Origin of the sequence: Streptomyces spinoverrucosus, assembly GCF_006539505.1 — a bacterium.
In the GTDB taxonomy this organism is placed as follows: domain Bacteria; phylum Actinomycetota; class Actinomycetes; order Streptomycetales; family Streptomycetaceae; genus Streptomyces; species Streptomyces spinoverrucosus.
In genome coordinates this window covers 18,343-33,370 of record NZ_BJND01000057.1, presented here as the reverse complement: position 1 = coordinate 33,370, position 15,028 = coordinate 18,343, and the positions used below count along the sequence as shown (strand labels likewise).

The 15,028-nt window shown below is 69.8% G+C and carries 14 protein-coding genes; 10 read left to right on the top strand and 4 right to left on the bottom strand.

Features of this window, described 5'->3' with window-relative positions; all coding sequences use genetic code 11:
* Positions 1 to 677 precede the first annotated feature (677 nt).
* On the bottom strand, positions 678 to 1,031 hold the full coding sequence (locus tag SSP24_RS31915) for a DoxX family protein (RefSeq protein ID WP_141313454.1): 354 nt from the start codon (positions 1,029 to 1,031) through the stop codon (positions 678 to 680).
* Positions 1,032 to 1,129: 98 nt separating this feature from the next.
* Here SSP24_RS31915 and SSP24_RS31910 point away from each other — a divergent pair, with 98 nt between their 5' ends.
* Together SSP24_RS31910 and SSP24_RS44455 are read left to right on the top strand one after the other, a co-directional pair.
* The gene (locus SSP24_RS31910; RefSeq protein ID WP_141313453.1) at positions 1,130 to 2,020 is read left to right on the top strand and encodes a DUF2797 domain-containing protein; all 891 of its coding nucleotides are present in this window, start codon (positions 1,130 to 1,132) and stop codon (positions 2,018 to 2,020) included.
* Between the two features lie 294 nt (positions 2,021 to 2,314).
* A complete protein-coding gene (locus tag SSP24_RS44455; protein WP_229865085.1) occupies positions 2,315 to 2,599 on the top strand; it encodes a hypothetical protein in 285 nt (94 codons plus the stop codon).
* 159 nt (positions 2,600 to 2,758) lie between these two features.
* Here the strand turns inward: SSP24_RS44455 and SSP24_RS31900 are convergent, their stop codons facing one another.
* Both SSP24_RS31900 and SSP24_RS31895 read right to left on the bottom strand, forming a co-directional pair.
* Positions 2,759 to 3,598: an IS5 family transposase gene (locus SSP24_RS31900; RefSeq protein WP_174864759.1), complete on the bottom strand. Its 840-nt coding sequence runs from the start codon at positions 3,596 to 3,598 to the stop codon at positions 2,759 to 2,761.
* A 254-nt stretch (positions 3,599 to 3,852) separates the two neighbouring features.
* Positions 3,853 to 4,680 carry an oxidoreductase gene (locus tag SSP24_RS31895; RefSeq protein ID WP_141313452.1) on the bottom strand — a complete coding sequence of 276 codons (828 nt, stop codon included), beginning with the start codon at positions 4,678 to 4,680 and terminating at the stop codon, positions 3,853 to 3,855.
* 104 nt (positions 4,681 to 4,784) lie between these two features.
* Between SSP24_RS31895 and SSP24_RS31890 the strand changes: the two genes are divergently transcribed.
* The 8 genes from SSP24_RS31890 to SSP24_RS31850 all read left to right on the top strand — a co-directional run bounded on the left by SSP24_RS31890 (position 4,785) and on the right by SSP24_RS31850 (position 14,518).
* The gene (locus SSP24_RS31890; RefSeq protein WP_141313451.1) at positions 4,785 to 5,237 is read left to right on the top strand and encodes a MerR family transcriptional regulator; all 453 of its coding nucleotides are present in this window, start codon (positions 4,785 to 4,787) and stop codon (positions 5,235 to 5,237) included.
* A gap of 215 nt (positions 5,238 to 5,452) precedes the next feature.
* Positions 5,453 to 6,193 carry a response regulator transcription factor gene (locus SSP24_RS31885; protein WP_141313450.1) on the top strand — a complete coding sequence of 247 codons (741 nt, stop codon included), beginning with the start codon at positions 5,453 to 5,455 and terminating at the stop codon, positions 6,191 to 6,193.
* On the top strand, positions 6,190 to 7,854 hold the full coding sequence (locus SSP24_RS31880; RefSeq protein WP_141313449.1) for a sensor histidine kinase: 1,665 nt from the start codon (positions 6,190 to 6,192) through the stop codon (positions 7,852 to 7,854). The genes SSP24_RS31885 and SSP24_RS31880 overlap by 4 nt, the downstream gene beginning before the upstream one ends.
* Before the next feature lie 14 nt (positions 7,855 to 7,868).
* Entirely contained in the window at positions 7,869 to 9,281 is a 1,413-nt protein-coding gene (locus SSP24_RS31875) for a bifunctional glycosyltransferase family 2/GtrA family protein (RefSeq protein WP_141313448.1), read from the top strand.
* Entirely contained in the window at positions 9,278 to 11,425 is a 2,148-nt protein-coding gene (locus SSP24_RS31870) for an ArnT family glycosyltransferase (RefSeq protein WP_141313447.1), read from the top strand. Before SSP24_RS31875 ends, SSP24_RS31870 begins: the two co-directional genes overlap by 4 nt.
* Before the next feature lie 55 nt (positions 11,426 to 11,480).
* Entirely contained in the window at positions 11,481 to 12,971 is a 1,491-nt protein-coding gene (locus tag SSP24_RS31865) for an MFS transporter (RefSeq protein WP_141313446.1), read from the top strand.
* Between the two features lie 131 nt (positions 12,972 to 13,102).
* Positions 13,103 to 13,864 carry a TetR/AcrR family transcriptional regulator gene (locus tag SSP24_RS31860; protein WP_141313445.1) on the top strand — a complete coding sequence of 254 codons (762 nt, stop codon included), beginning with the start codon at positions 13,103 to 13,105 and terminating at the stop codon, positions 13,862 to 13,864.
* Between the two features lie 90 nt (positions 13,865 to 13,954).
* A complete protein-coding gene (locus SSP24_RS31850; protein ID WP_141313443.1) occupies positions 13,955 to 14,518 on the top strand; it encodes a dihydrofolate reductase family protein in 564 nt (187 codons plus the stop codon).
* On the opposite strand, the gene SSP24_RS31845 is transcribed toward SSP24_RS31850, so the two are convergent.
* Positions 14,515 to 14,985 (bottom strand): PPOX class F420-dependent oxidoreductase, encoded by a 471-nt coding sequence (locus tag SSP24_RS31845; protein WP_141313442.1) that lies wholly within the window; start codon positions 14,983 to 14,985, stop codon positions 14,515 to 14,517. The two genes, SSP24_RS31850 and SSP24_RS31845, sit on opposite strands and share 4 nt — an antisense overlap.
* Positions 14,986 to 15,028 lie beyond the last annotated feature (43 nt).

Below are 15,028 nucleotides of genomic sequence, written 5' to 3'. Positions count from 1 at the left end.
TTGGAACCGGGCGCCGCTGAAGTCCCGGCATCCGCAAGGCTCTGACGATGGGCCGCCTTGCGGATGCCGCCGCCCCGGTGTCCCAGTTGCGGCACCCATATGGGTGATTACAGTGGAGATTGCCCGTATGTGAAGAGGACCAAAGAAGGGGCTGGTATGCCCGCTATCAGAAGACGGGCCGCCGTCCTGAGCTCGGCCTTCATCGCCGCGACTGTCGCTCTCACCCCGGTCAGTTCTCAGCAGGCCTTTGCGGCCGCCGCACCCAGTGAGACGCACGTCAGTACAGCGACCGCCGTCCCTACGCAGACCCGGGAGTACCGACGGGGTTTCAGGGATGGCTACCGAGCCGGGCACCGCGATGGTTACCGCAAGGGCTACCGGGACTGCCGTCGGCAGCAGCGGGATTATCGGGATTATCGACAGGCCACCTCTGTTCCTCAGCAGAGTCGGGAGTACCGACGGGGCTTCAGGGACGGGTTCCGAGCCGGGCACCGCGACGGTTACCGGCAGGGCTTCCGGGAGTGCCGTCGGGACTACCGGGACTACCGGGATACGCGCATGCTGAATCCGTCGCAGGTCCTTCTGCCGACGTACAACTCCCCCTCCGTCGTTACGTCGTTGTCGCTTCCGGCGGAGCCCCGGCTCTGAGGACGATTTCGGCGTCGCGTCGGCATGCGTCAGCTTGCCTGGTGGGCGATGCTCAGCAGCAGTGTCGCCAGGGACAGGCCGAAGCACGCCGACCAGGGGCCCAGTTGGCGGTCGTGGACCCGGATGTGGGCCCAGAGGGCACCCAGGAAGTACAGGACCAGGCATGCCGCGGTGAGGGTGCCCAGTGGGGGGATGGCCAGGCCGGTCAGGAGGCCCACGGTCGCTGTCGCCAGGAGTGTGCCCAGGGGGCGGATCCAGGAGTGGGGGATGTGGAGGCGGTCCGCCTGGGACTTGGGGTAGTCGTGGCCGATCAGGTTGGCGACGGCCGCGGAGGAGGTGGCGGCGGCGGTGAGGAGGGTGACGACGAGGTAGGTCGTGAACATGACGGCTCCCGGTTGGCTCGGTGGTCGCTTTCTTGACGGTGCGGGCGGGTGAGAGGTGACCGGGCCGTTGTCAGTGGTGGCGCCTACGCTCGGAATCCATGGCACAGGTGTGGAAGTGCTCGGGGCTGCGGTGGGCGGGCAGTGGTCCCGTGCTCGTGTGGAGTGGCGGGCGGCGCAGTGCGCTGGAGCGGGGGAAATGGGTGAGCTTCGGGGTGGCGGAAGGAGGGGTGCGGGCGTGTGTGGGGGCTCGGGGCCATGTGTGTCCGGTGGGGGCCGTCGTGGCGGGGCGGAGTATCGGGGCGCGGTGCGAGGAGTGTGCGCGGCTGGATCGGGCGCATTCCGTGGCCGCCGATGCCGTGCCGGACGATCCGCGGGCCTATCACGTGTATCTGGCGTGGTTCGGGCCCGGGATGGTGAAGGTCGGGATCACTGCCGTCGAGCGGGGGGAGGCTCGGCTGCTGGAGCAAGGGGCCGTCTGTTTCAGCTGGCTCGGAGTGGGGCCGTTGATGGCCGCGCGGCGGGCCGAGGAGATGTTGCGGGCCGCGCTGCGGGTGCCGGATCGGATTCCGTACGCCGCCAAGCGGGCGGTGCGGGCGGGGCTGCCCGGGACGGAGGCGGAGCGGGCGGCCGAGATAGCGGAGCTGCATGGGCGCGCCACCGCCCTTGCCGGGTGGCCCGAGTCGCTGGCGCCGGTGCCCTTCCGGGCCGTCGATCATGTGCGGGTGTTCGGGCTGGAGGGGGTGCCGGGGGCCGTGGGGGAGGTGAGTGAGCTCGTCGCCGGTGGGGTGGTCAGCGGGGCGCTGGTTGCTGCCGCCGGGCCCGATCTGCATCTGGACGTCGGGGGCGGGCGCGTCGTGGTGCTGGACACGCGGCTCATGCGGGGGTGGGAGCTGGTGCCGGCGGGCGGGAGCCAAGGGGGTGGCCTCTCCTTTCCCGTGCGGGAGTACCGGGATCGGGATGCGGGGGCCTTGCAGGACGGGTTGTTCTGATGGCTCGGTGAGGAATTCCGGGGGCCGGCGAGGGATTTCGGGGGCGGGCCAGGGATTCCGGTGGGTCGGGCGGGGCTCCCAAGCCCCCCGAGCGGCCAGCCAGCTCCCCCTGCCAGGCCCCAGGCCCCCATGAGCGCTCCCCAGCCGCCCCCTGTCACCCCCCTGTGAATTTCTGAGAAGCCATCCGCATTCCGAATGTGATCGGTGAATTTCTGCTGGTCGGGCATGAACTTCGGTTGGTGCCGGGATAGTTCGGGTGTTTGTCTACTCGTGTCATGTTCGTGGAGGTGGCTGATGCCGTCGGTGCTCGGTCTGCTGGAGGCCCGGGAGAAGAAGGTCCGTGCGGAGGTCGTCCGGCTGCGCGAGGAGGCCGAGCGGATCAGGGCTGCGCTCAGTGCGGCGGAAGTGCAGCTGGAGCGGCTCGGGCAGGCTCGTGAGACTGTCACCGAGGTGCTGGCCGAGCCGGACGCTGAGACGACGGGGCAGGTGAAGGCCGCCGCTGTGACGGGCTCGACGGTGCCGACCGCGTCGAGGGTGTCGGTGCGGAGGTACTTGCCCCGGAGTACCAGCGGATCCTGATGGTCCTGGCGGCGCCGGAGGCCGACGGCGGAATGCGGGCGAAGCAGATCGCGCTCGCACTGGGCGACAGGGCGGTTCCGGCCCGGGTGGAGGGGATGCGTTCGCGGTTGAAGCGGCTTGCCGCACGGGGCTGGGCTGTCGAGGTGGAGCCGGGGCTGTTCACAGTCTGCAAGGAGCCGGTGCCGGTGGCCGCGTGAGGAAGGCGTCGCGGCGGCGTCCGGCCAGGCGGGCGTTCATCAGCATGGTCATGGACCACAGCACCATGGCCTCGTGCATCTCGGGCAGCGTCTCGATGTCGCGCACCAGCCGACGCGAGCGGACCAGCCAGCTCAGCGTTCGCTCTCCTACCCACCTTCGCGGCAGCACCACGAACCCCGTGGTGGTGTCGGAGCGTTTGACGATCTCGAGGGTGAGGCGGAGTATCTCGGCGGTCCAGTCGACGAGCCGGCCCGCATAGGCGGAGTCCGCCCAGATGAGGCGGATGGAGAAGTACCGCTCCCGCAGCCGGGTGAGCAGCGGCACGGCGGCCTGGCGGTCCTGCACGCTCGCCGCGGTCACCAGCACCGCAAGCACCAGGCCGAGACAGTCCACCACCACGTGCCGCTTTCGGCCGCCCACCTTCTTCCCGCCATCCCATCCAGACGTTGACCGGGGGATATTCGCCGCGGCTCGCACCGATTGCGAGTCCACGATCGCCGCACTTGGATCCGGGCTGCGGCCCTCCTTCGCCCGCACCCGGTCACGGAGCCGGTCGTGGAGCCGGTCGTGGAGCTCGGCGAGCAGGCCGGTCACCTGCCAGCGGCGGGCGAAGGCGTGCACCCGCTTGAACGGCGGGAATTCCATCGGCAGGTTCGCCCACTTGATCCCGTTGTCGACGACGTACCGCACAGCGTCGAGCATCACGCGGTGGCAGTAGCCTTCCGGCCGTCCGCCCCGCCCCTGAAGCCACGCCGGCACTGGCAGCAGACGGCGCAGTTCCTGCCACTCGGTCTCCGTCATGTCCGAGCCGTAGCACGGGATCCGCTCCGGATGATCGGCCGCGTTCCCGAACCGGTGAGCGAGACAATCGCACGGCGACACAGCCGAGTTGGACTCCGCAGACCGACACGCGTACAACAACAGGACCTCCCGCAGCTCAGCTGACTCGCATCGCCGTGCTACCAAGGAGGTCCTGTCTTCATGCATCGACCCCGGTGCGACCACCCGATCAGGAACCCGCATTCGAACCGACAGCCCGGTCAGTGGATGACTTCTCAGATCGCGGTAGAGAGCGCTACGTGACGCCATTCGTCGAGTTCGCGTCGCACCAGATCCAGCTTCGCCTCGACGCGCTCGACCGCGTCCGCACCCAACTGCAGGCGCAGCGGCGGCTCGTCGACCTCGGTGATGTCGACGATGGCTTTGGCCGCCTTCACCGGATCACCCGGCTGGCGACCGTCGTTCTGGGCCAGTGCCTCGCGCACCGGCCCCGCGCCGGCGGCGTAGTCCTCGATGGCGGCTGGTTCGACCTGGATGCTGGAGCCGTTGAGGAAGTCGGTGCGAAAGCCGCCCGGCTCCACGATCGTGACGCGCACGCCGAGCGGGGCCAGCTCGCCGTGCAGCGCCTCGGAAATGCCCTCCAGGGCGAACTTCGACGCACCGTACAGCCCCACCGCCGGAGCTGTGGCGAAGCCGCCCACGGAGCTGATGTTCAAGATGTGTCCGGACCGCTGGGCGCGCAGCGTCGGCAGGGTCGCCCGCAACGTGTTGAGCACGCCGAACACGTTGACGTCGAACAATGCCCGGGCAGCCGTGTCAGAGGTCTCCTCGATCGCGCCCACCAGGCCGTAACCCGCGTTGTTGACCACGACGTCGATCCGGCCGAACTCCGCCAGGCCCGCCTCCACCGCCACCGTGAGCTGCTCCGGTTCGGTCACGTCCGCGCTCACCGACAGCAGTCCTGCCGGTTTCTCCGGGTATGCGCGCAGCACCGCCGACATGTCCCTGGCCGTAGCGATCACGCGATGCCCGCGGTCCAGCGCCTCACGAGTGATCTCCGCGCCGAACCCACGCGAGGCACCCGTGACAAACCAAACGCTCATGTTCTCCCGTACTCCCCTCGTCCGATGGCCCCGATGGCCAACAGCCCGACGCTAGAACCTAGAGTCGGGTCTAGATCAACATCTGTGTGATGGGGAGGGCGCTCATGGACCTGAGTATCGGTGAGGTGGCGCGGCGCAGTGGGCTCAGCGTTCACGCACTGCGCTTCTACGAGCGGGAGGGCCTGTTCGCCAACCCGGTACGCCGCCTGTCCAACGGCCGCCGGATCTATCACGAGGAAGACCTGGAGTGGCTGGCGATCTGCACCAAGCTGCGCTCCTCCGGCATGTCACTGGCGACGATCCGGCAATACATCGACCTGGTCCGCCAGGGCCCGGGAAACGAACACGAGCGCCTCGAGCTGCTACGCCGGCACGAAAGCCACGTGGAGACGCAGATCCGGGAACTGCAAGAGACCTTGGACGTGATGCGAAACAAGGTGCGGATCTACGAGGACCATGTCGCCCGCGGCGAGGCCGACCGGCTCTGGAATCCGTCCCACCCCGACACCGCACAGGCCGAGACTCGCCAGGAGTGCCACCCGCCAGAAGGAGCATGACCGGCCGGATACGGAATATGTGGAGTCGGCACGCAACAGCTGCCGTTTCGACACCCGCATCACCAGTCCGCCGACCTCCGCGCCATCCGGCTGCACACCGCCAGGAACCTGCATTCGAACTGACGACCCCATTCGATCGGTGAGCGGATGGCTTCTCAGGCAAATCACAGGTTGCCGAAAGGGCGTTCTCAGAGGCGGGCGACAACGTGGTCACCATGACCACGACCTCGCCCCAGGGGCGCACCGAACTGCTGAGGCCGGACGGGAGCCCCGTCCGGGTGCTTGTGGTGGACGACGAGTTGTCGATCACCGAGCTGCTGTCCATGGCTCTGCGTTACGAGGGCTGGCAGATACGCAGCGCGGGGGACGGCCAGGGTGCCGTCCAGACCGCGCGGGAGTTCCGGCCCGATGCCGTCGTACTCGACATGATGCTGCCGGACATGGACGGTCTGGCCGTACTCGGCCGGTTGCGGCGGGAGCTGCCGGATGTGCCGGTGCTGTTCCTGACCGCGAAGGACGCCGTCGAGGACCGTATCGCCGGGCTCACCGCCGGTGGGGACGACTACGTCACCAAGCCGTTCTCCCTGGAAGAGGTCGTCGCGCGGCTGCGTGGGCTGATCCGGCGGTCCGGTGCCGCCGACCGCCGGTCCGACTCTGTGCTCGTCGTCGGCGACCTCACCCTCGACGAGGACAGCCATGAGGTGACGCGGGCCGGTGAGAACATCCACCTCACCGCCACCGAGTTCGAGCTGCTGCGCTTCCTGATGCGCAACCCGCGGCGCGTACTCAGCAAGGCGCAGATCCTCGACCGCGTGTGGTCGTACGACTTCGGCGGGCAGGCCAACGTCGTCGAGCTGTACATCTCCTACCTGCGGCGGAAGATCGACGCCGGGCGCGAACCGATGATCCACACCCGGCGTGGGGCCGGTTATCTGATCAAGCCCGCCGCATCATGAGCCGACGACGACAGCCGCGCACGCAGCGGCGGCGGGCCGGACAGCCGCGCACCCTGCGGACGCGGCTCGTCGTCTCCGCGGTGACGCTCATCGCGGTGGTCTGCGCCGTGATCGGCACAGTGACGACGCTGGCGCTGCGCTCGCATCTGTACGAGCAGCTGGACGGGCAGGTCACCGACGCCGCGCGGCGGGCGGTGGGTCCACCGGCCGGGCTGGTGCAGCCGGGCGACGGCGACCGGGTGCCGGGGGACCCGCAGGGCGGATCACCGACAGCCGAGACGGTGGACGAGCGGCTGGACAACTTCGTCACCAAGGGCCCGACACAGGCCGACACCGTCGCCGCCGTCGTGGCCGGCGACGGCAAGATCACCAAGGCGGTCGTCGCCGTGGAGGAGTCCTCCACGACCGGTGGCTTCGAGCGGATGAAGGCCGTCGAGCTCACCGAGGCACAGACGGCCGCGCTCGCCGACGTACCCACGAGCGGTATCCACACCGTCGACATCCCGGGCCTGGGCGAGTACCGCGTCACATACATGACCGGCGACAAGGGCAATGCCCTGGTCGCGCTGCCCACCGACACCGTCACCAACACGATCAGCACCCTGATCATCGTCGAGGTCAGCGTCACCGCCGCCGGCCTCATCGCGGCCCTGCTGGCCGGTGCCGCCATCGTCGGCGTGGCCCTGCGCCCCCTGCGCAAGGTCGCCGCCACCGCCACCCGGGTCTCCGAACTCCCCCTGCACACCGGCGAGGTCAACCTCAGCGAGCGCGTCCCGGAGTCCGAGACCGACCCGCGGACCGAGGTCGGCCAGGTGGGCGCCGCGCTCAACCGCATGCTCGACCATGTGCACGGCGCGCTGCACGCACGCCAGCAGAGCGAGACGCGGGTACGGCAGTTCGTCGCGGACGCCAGCCATGAGCTGCGTACGCCCCTCGCCTCCATCCGCGGGTACGCCGAGCTGACCAGACGGGGCAGGGAGCAGGTCGGGCCGGACACCCGGCACGCCCTGGGCCGGATCGAGTCCGAGGCGGGCCGGATGTCACTGCTCGTCGAGGACCTTCTGCTGCTCGCCCGCCTCGACGCGGGGCGCCCGCTCCAGTTCGAGCAGACCGATCTCGTACCGCTAGTCGTGGACACCGTCAGTGACGCCCGCGCGGCCGGAAGAGACCACAACTGGCGGCTGGAATTGCCCGACGAGCCCGCGCTGGTGTCCGCCGACGAGGCACGCCTGCAGCAGGTCCTCGTCAATCTGCTCGCCAACGCCCGTACGCACACGCCCCCCGGTACGACGGTCACGGCGCGCGTGCAATGGCGCGAGCACTGGTTGTGCGTGGACGTGGAGGACGACGGGCAGGGCATCCCGCCCGAGCTGCTCCCGCGGGTCTTCGAACGGTTCGCGCGCGGCGACTCCGCCCGCTCCCGCTCGACCGGCTCGACCGGTCTGGGGCTCGCCATCGTGCAGGCCGTCGCGGCCGCGCACGGCGGTGCGGTGACCGTGGACAGCGTGCCCGGACGGACCGTGTTCACGGTGAGTCTGCCCGCGCTTGCCCCGCAGCCCGTTCAGCAGGTTCAGCCCGTTCAGCCCGCTCCCGCGATGGACTGGCAGGCGTACTCACAGGCACAGCACAGCACCAACACACCGCTGCAACAGGGGGCTTGACGAGAGTCGGTGCCATGCGAACCGACTCTTCTCCCGACTCTTCTCCCGGCACCCTGCCGGCGCGGGAGCACCTCCCGGCCGGAGACGCCGGTACGCCTGTCCTGGACGTAGTGATCCCCGTCTACAACGAGGAGCAGGACCTCGGGCCGTGCGTGCTCCGGCTGCACGAGCACCTCACGCGGACCTTCCCCTATTCGTTCCGCATCACCATCGCGGACAACGCGTCGACCGACACCACCCCGCTGGTGTCCGCGCGGCTGGCGGCGGAGCTTTCGGAGGTACGGGCCTTCCGGCTGGAGCAGAAGGGCCGCGGGCGCGCCCTGCGCACCGTCTGGTCGGCCTCCGACGCCCCGATCCTCGCCTACATGGACGTCGACCTGTCGACCGACCTCAACGCGCTGCTCCCCCTCGTCGCCCCGCTGATCTCCGGCCACTCCGACCTGGCGATCGGCTCCCGGCTCGCCCGCACCTCGCGTGTGGTGCGCGGCGCCAAGCGGGAGTTCATCTCCCGCTCCTACAACCTCATCCTGCGCGGCTCGCTCCAGGCCCGCTTCTCCGACGCCCAGTGCGGCTTCAAGGCGATCCGGCGCGATGTCGCGCAGGTGCTGCTGCCGCTCGTCGAGGACACCGGCTGGTTCTTCGACACCGAGATGCTGGTACTCGCCGAGCGGGCGGGACTGCGGATCCACGAGGTGCCGGTCGACTGGGTCGACGACCCCGACTCCACCGTGCACATCGTCAGGACGGCGACCGAGGACCTCAAGGGCGTGTGGCGGGTGGGCAGGGCCCTGGCCACCGGTTCGCTGCCGCTGGACCGGCTCACCCGGCCGTTCGGCGACGATCCGCGCGACCGCGAGCTGACCGACGTACCCAAGGGATTGGCCCGGCAGCTGCTCGGCTTCTGTGTCGTCGGCGGCCTGTCCACCCTCTTCTACCTGCTCCTCTACACCGTCTTCCGCGGCTTCACCGGTTCACAGGTGGCCAACGCGCTCGCCCTGCTCGTCTCCGCGATCGCCAATACGGCCGCCAACCGCCGGCTCACCTTCGGCGTGCGCGGCCGGGGTGGGGCCGTGCGGCACCAGGCGCAGGGCCTGGTCGTGTTCGGCATCGGCCTCGTCCTCACCAGCGGCTCGCTCGCCGCCCTGAACACCGCGACGACCGACCCCGGCCACTCCACCGAGCTGGCCGTCCTGATCGCCGCCAACCTCGCGGCGACGGTACTGCGGTTCCTGCTCTTCCGGGCGTGGGTGTTCCCGGAGCGGCGCGAGCAGGAACCCACCGCCTCCGTACCGACGTACACCACCGAGCCGTACAGCCCGTACCAGTTCCGCGCCAGTGCCGCCGCGGAGCGCACCACCTGGGGGGACGCCACCCTGCAACTGCAGCCGGTGCGTCCGCACGACACCGATCAGAGGGAAACCCGATGACGACCACGACCACCCTGCGGCCCCCGGCGGCCGACCTGCCGACGGCACCCGCGTCCGACCAACCCGAGCAGCCCTTCCTACGACGGCTCTGGCGCGGCCGCCCCGAGGACCCCCGCTGGGTCCGCCCGGCCTTCCTCGCCACGCTCCTCGTCATCGGCGCGCTGTACACCTACAACCTCACCGCCTCCGGATACGCCAACTCCTTCTACTCCGCGGCCGTCCAGGCCGGCAGCCAGTCGTGGAAGGCGTTCTTCTTCGGCTCGCTGGACGCGGCGAACGCCATCACCGTCGACAAGCCCCCGGCCTCCCTGTGGCCGATGGCCCTCTCCGTGCGGCTCTTCGGGCTGAACTCGTTCGCGATCCTGTTCCCGCAGGTGCTGATGGCAGTGGCGACGGCGGGTGTGCTGTACGCCTCCGTGCGCCGCCGGTTCCCGGCCGGCGTCGGGCTGCTCACCATGGCGGTCTTCGCGCTGACGCCGGTCGCCGCGCTGATGTTCCGCTTCAACAACCCCGACGCGGCCCTGGCCCTGCTGATGGCCACCGCCGTCTACTGCACCCAGCGCGCGCTGGACAAGGCGCAGACGAAGTGGCTGGTGTGGGCAGGGGTGGCGATCGGCTTCGCGTTCCTGGTCAAGACGCTCCAGGCGTTCCTGATCCTGCCGGTGCTCGCGCTGGTGTACGTCGTGCTCGCACCGACGACCGTGCGCAGGCGGATCGGGCAGGTGCTGCTCGCCGGGCTCGTGATGGTCGTCGCGGGCGGCTGGTGGGTGGCGATCGTCGAGCTGTGGCCGGCGTCCTCTCGCCCGTACATCGGCGGCTCGCAGAACAACTCCTTCCTGGAGCTGACCTTCGGCTACAACGGCCTCGGACGGATCAACGGCGAGGAGACCGGCAGCGTCGGCGGCGGCCAGGGCGGCGGCTGGGGCGAGACCGGCTGGGACCGGATGTTCAGCTCCGTCATCGGCGGGCAGATCTCGTGGCTGATCCCGGCGGCGCTGATCCTGCTGGTGGCGGCCCTGGTGTCGACGCGCAGGCTGAAGCGCACGGACACCACGCGCGCGACCTTCATCCTCTGGGGCGGCTCGCTGCTGATCACCATGGTGATCTTCAGCTTTATGCAGGGCATCTTCCACGAGTACTACACCGTCGCCCTGGCCCCCTACATCGCCCCGCTGATCGGTATGGGCGCGGCCCTGCTGTGGCAGGAGCGCGGCCGGATGTGGGCCTCGCTGACCCTCGCCGCCGCGATGACGGCCACCGCGGCCTGGGGGTACGTGCTGCTGAACCGCTCCTCCGCCTCGTACCCGTGGCTGAAGTGGGTCGTGCTGGTGGGCGGGCTGGCCGCCGCGCTGGGCCTGGTCTTCGTGAACCGGCTCGGGCGTCAACTGGCCCTCGGTGTTGTGGCGTTGAGCTTCGTGACCGGGCTGGCCGGTCCGACGGCGTACACGCTCACGACGCTGGGCGAGGGCCACACCGGTTCGATCGTGACGGCGGGTCCGGCTGTCGCGGGTGGCCGGGGCGGTGGGCCCGGTGGGGGCGGCGGTATGGGTGGCGGTCCCGGCGGGGGCGGCTTCCCGGGCGGTGGCCAGAACCAGCAGGGTCAGGGTCAGCAGGGTCAGGGTCAGCAGGGACAGGGTCAGCAGGGTCAGGGCGGTGGCATGGGCCAGCCCCCGACCGGCGGCACCGGCGGCACCGGCCAGAACCAGCAGGGCAACACCTCCCCCGGCGGCGGCTCCATGGGCGAGGGCGGCGGTGGCATGGGCGGCGTCGGCGGCCTCCTCAACGGTGCCACCGTCTCCGACGAGGCCAAGGAACTGCTGGAGCAGAACGCCGGGGACTACACCTGGGCGGCCGCCGCCATCGGCGCCCAGAACGCCGCGAGCTACCAACTCGCCACCGGCGAGGCCGTGATGGCGATCGGCGGCTTCAACGGCAGCGACCCCTCCCCGACGCTGGCCCAGTTCAAGCAGTACGTGGCGGACGGCAGGATCCACTACTTCATCGCCGGTGGAATGGGCGGTGGCGGCATGGGCGGTTCCGGCAACGGCACGTCGTCGCAGATCAGCTCCTGGGTCCAGGAGAACTTCAAGGAGGTCACGGTCGGCTCGGCCACGTTCTACGACCTGACGCAGCCGACGAGCTGACGCCGGGACGGGGGTCTGCTGTACACCGTATGGGAGCTGCTATACGGTGTACAGCATGTCGACGACCTCCAAGGTGCCGGCCCCGGAACACACCGCGGCCGGTCACCCGCAGCGCTGGCTGATCCTCGGTGTCATCTGCCTCGCGCAGCTCACCGTGCTGCTGGACAACACCGTCCTGAACGTGGCGATCCCCTCCCTCACCCAGGAGTTGGACGCGGCCACCTCCGACATCCAGTGGATGATCAACGCCTACTCCCTGGTGCAGTCGGGCCTGCTGCTCACCGCGGGCAGCGCCGCCGACCGCTACGGCCGCAAGAAGATGCTGATCACCGGCCTGGCGCTGTTCGGCATCGGCTCGCTGGTGGCCGGACTCGCCGACTCCACCGCGCAGTTGATCGCCGCGCGGGCCGGGATGGGCGTCGGCGGCGCGCTGCTGCTGACCACCACTCTCGCGGTCGCGATGCAGATCTTCGCGCCCGAGGAACACCCCAAGGCGATCGGCATCTGGAGCGCTGTCAACGCGCTGGGCTTCGCGACCGGGCCGCTGATCGGCGGGTTCATGCTGGACCACTTCTGGTGGGGCGCGATCTTCCTGATCAACCTGCCGGTCGTGGTACTCGGCCTGGTCGCGGTGGTGGCACTGGTCCCGGAGTCCAAGAATCCGCAGGGCGACCGGCCCGACCTGCTCGGTGCGCTGCTCTCCACGATCGGTATGGCCTCGCTGGTGTTCGCGATCATCTCCGGCCCGGAGCACGGGTGGACGTCCGGGCAGGTGCTGGCGAGCGGTGGCGTCGCGGTGGTCGTGCTCGGGCTGTTCGCCTGGTGGGAGAGCAGGATTCCGTACCCGATGCTGGATCTGCACTTCTTCCGCGACCAGCGGTTCACGGGGGCGGTGGCCGGTGCGGTGCTGATCACCTTCGGGATGGGCGGGGCGCTGTTCCTGCTCACGCAGCATCTGCAGTTCGTGCTCGGGTACGAGCCGCTGGAGGCCGGGCTGCGGACGGCGCCGCTCGCCCTGGTCGTCGTGGTGCTCAACTTCTCCGGGGTGTCGGCGAAGTGGACGGTCAAGCTCGGTACGCCGGTGTCGATCGGGCTCGGGATGGTGCTGATGTCGGGCGGGCTGGTCTCGATCGCGACGCTGGCCTCCGGCGGGTACGCCGGGACGCTGCTCGGGCTGGTGCTGATCGGGGTGGGGTGTGCGATCGCCAACCCCGCGATGGCGCACGCCATCATGAGCGCGATTCCGCCCGCGAAGGCCGGGGTGGGGGCCGGGATCAACGGCACGCTCGCGGAGTTCGGCAACGGGTTGGGGGTTGCGGTGCTGGGGGCCGTGCTCAACTCACGGTTCGCTGCGTTGATTCCGGTGGCGGCGAGTTCGTTGCCGGCGGCGTTGGCCTCGGCAGGGTCCGAGGGGGAGCGGCGGGAGATCACTGAGGCGTTCTCGTCCGGGCTTCAGAGCAGTCAGTTGGTGGGAGCGGGGGCCGTGCTGCTTGGGGGGCTGCTGGCGGCGGCGTTGTTGAAGCGGGCGGAGCGGACAGATGCCTAAGAGCTCGGGAGGTGTTGTTCGTGTGGCGGGTGCGGACCGTCGTGGGTTGATCGCGCAGTTCCCCGCGCCCCTAACGAGGCGCTGCAGCCTAGCCTTGTGATCAGGGAACCCATGTTGAGGAAGGTGCGCCGATGGCTAAGGCAGCTGCTGGGCGGGCTCCGCGGGCCAGTGTGTGGCTGGAGGGGAAGGCACCCCGCGGTGGGCGTGGGGGCGGGCAGCCGTCGGGGCTGGACCGGGCGCGGATCACCGAGGTGACCGTGCGGCTGCTGGACGCCGAGGGGCTCGCGAAGTTCTCGATGCGGCGGCTGGCCGCCGAGCTGAACGTCACGGCGATGTCCGTCTACTGGTACGTCGACACCAAGGACGACCTCCTCGAACTCGCCCTCGACGCCGCCTTCGGCGAGCTGCGGCTGCCCGACCCGGACGCCGACGAGGACTGGCGCGACCAGCTACGGGCGCTGGCCACCGAGTACCGGGCGCTGCTGGTGCGCCACCCCTGGCTGTCGCCGCTCGCGGGGACGTACCTCAACATCGGGCCGAACGCCCTCGCGTTCTCCCGGGTCGTCCAGCGGGTGATCCGCAAGACCGGATTGCCCGCGCACCGCCTGACGAGCGGGATCTCGGCCGTCCTCCAGTTCGTGTACGGCTACGGCACCATCGAGGGCCATTTCCTGGCCCGCGTCGCGGAGACCGGCATGACCCCGGACGACTACTTCCAGCAGGCCATGAGCTCGGTGAGCGAGCGGCCGGAGACCGCCGAGGTCATCCAGGAGTCCAAGGACATCATGGCGGCCCGCGGCGGCGACACGGTCGCCGAGATGTTGGACCGCGACTTCACCTTCGCCCTGGACCTGCTGGTGGCCGGCATCGAGGCGATGGTCGAACGCGGCTGACCAGGCGGCTGCTCGGATCCCGCGAGTCGCGATGAGTCCTGCGGCGTCCGGCGGTCGTACTGTCGAACCCGTTGCCGAGGAGGACTTCTGATGCGCAGCGTGACCTATTCGATGAGCGTCTCACTCGACGGCTACATCGTCGGGCCGGACGGCAGCTTCGCCTGGACGGAGCCCGACGAGGAGATCTTTCGCTTCTGGATCGACGAGATCCGAGAGGTCGGCGTCCACCTGTTGGGACGACGGCTGTACGAGACGATGCTGTACTGGGAGACCGCCGACCAGGATCCCTCGCTCGACGACTCAAGCCGCGAGTGGACCGCGCTCTGGAAGCCGCTCCCAAAGGTGGTGTTCTCCACCACCCTGTCGGCGGTGCAGGGCCATGCCCGCCTGGCCTCCGGCGGCCTGGCGGAGGAGATCGAGCGGTTGCGAGCCGAGCCGGGGGAGGGCGAGATCGCGATCGGCGGCGCGACTCTCGCCGCCGAGGCGGCCGCGCTGGATCTGATCGACGAGTACCGGGCCATGGTCTACCCGGTGCTCGTCGGCGGTGGCATCCCCTTCTTCCCCCAGCGCGAGCGCCGGGTGGATCTCGAACTCGTCGAGACCCGCACCTTCAGCTCAAAAGTCGTCTACCTCCGCCACCGCGTGGCGCGCTAGTCCCCCTCCACCAGCCGCGCCGGAAATCCCCCTGTGGCCACCGGACCCCACCGCTCCGGTGTGACCCGGATGATCGACTTGCCCTGCTTCAGCATGGCCTGCCGGTACTCCGCCCAGTCCGGGTGCTCCCCGGCGATGTTGCGGTAGTACTCCACGAGCGGTTCCACGGAGTCGGGGGCGTCGATGACCTCGGCGGTGCCGTCGATCTGGACCCACGGACCGTTCCAGTCGTCGCTCAGGACGAGGAGGCTGACCCGGGGGTCCCGCTTGGCGTTGCGGGTCTTGGCCCGCTCCGGGTAGGTGGACACCACGATCCGGCCCGAGTCGTCGACGCCGCAGGTCAGCGGGGACGCCTGGGGGCTGCCGTCGGCGCGGCGGGTGATCAGGAGGGCGTGATGGCGGGGGCGTACGAAGTCCAGGAGTTCGTCGAGCGAGACGCGGGTGTTGGTCGCGATGTTCGGTGCCATGGCGTCAGCGTAGGGGCAGGTCGGTCTTCTCAGGGTGACCCTG

What these genes read in the sequence shown, in the direction of transcription:
- SSP24_RS31915 (WP_141313454.1), bottom strand. Translation starts at nt 1,031, where the DNA reads ATGTTCACGACCTACCTCGTCGTCACCCTCCTCACCGCCGCCGCCACC.
- SSP24_RS31910 (WP_141313453.1), top strand. Translation starts at nt 1,130, where the DNA reads ATGGCACAGGTGTGGAAGTGCTCGGGGCTGCGGTGGGCGGGCAGTGGT.
- SSP24_RS44455 (WP_229865085.1), top strand. Translation starts at nt 2,315, where the DNA reads ATGCCGTCGGTGCTCGGTCTGCTGGAGGCCCGGGAGAAGAAGGTCCGT.
- SSP24_RS31900 (WP_174864759.1), bottom strand. Translation starts at nt 3,598, where the DNA reads ATGACGGAGACCGAGTGGCAGGAACTGCGCCGTCTGCTGCCAGTGCCG.
- SSP24_RS31895 (WP_141313452.1), bottom strand. Translation starts at nt 4,680, where the DNA reads ATGAGCGTTTGGTTTGTCACGGGTGCCTCGCGTGGGTTCGGCGCGGAG.
- SSP24_RS31890 (WP_141313451.1), top strand. Translation starts at nt 4,785, where the DNA reads ATGGACCTGAGTATCGGTGAGGTGGCGCGGCGCAGTGGGCTCAGCGTT.
- SSP24_RS31885 (WP_141313450.1), top strand. Translation starts at nt 5,453, where the DNA reads ATGACCACGACCTCGCCCCAGGGGCGCACCGAACTGCTGAGGCCGGAC.
- SSP24_RS31880 (WP_141313449.1), top strand. Translation starts at nt 6,190, where the DNA reads ATGAGCCGACGACGACAGCCGCGCACGCAGCGGCGGCGGGCCGGACAG.
- SSP24_RS31875 (WP_141313448.1), top strand. Translation starts at nt 7,869, where the DNA reads ATGCGAACCGACTCTTCTCCCGACTCTTCTCCCGGCACCCTGCCGGCG.
- SSP24_RS31870 (WP_141313447.1), top strand. Translation starts at nt 9,278, where the DNA reads ATGACGACCACGACCACCCTGCGGCCCCCGGCGGCCGACCTGCCGACG.
- SSP24_RS31865 (WP_141313446.1), top strand. Translation starts at nt 11,481, where the DNA reads ATGTCGACGACCTCCAAGGTGCCGGCCCCGGAACACACCGCGGCCGGT.
- SSP24_RS31860 (WP_141313445.1), top strand. Translation starts at nt 13,103, where the DNA reads ATGGCTAAGGCAGCTGCTGGGCGGGCTCCGCGGGCCAGTGTGTGGCTG.
- SSP24_RS31850 (WP_141313443.1), top strand. Translation starts at nt 13,955, where the DNA reads ATGCGCAGCGTGACCTATTCGATGAGCGTCTCACTCGACGGCTACATC.
- SSP24_RS31845 (WP_141313442.1), bottom strand. Translation starts at nt 14,985, where the DNA reads ATGGCACCGAACATCGCGACCAACACCCGCGTCTCGCTCGACGAACTC.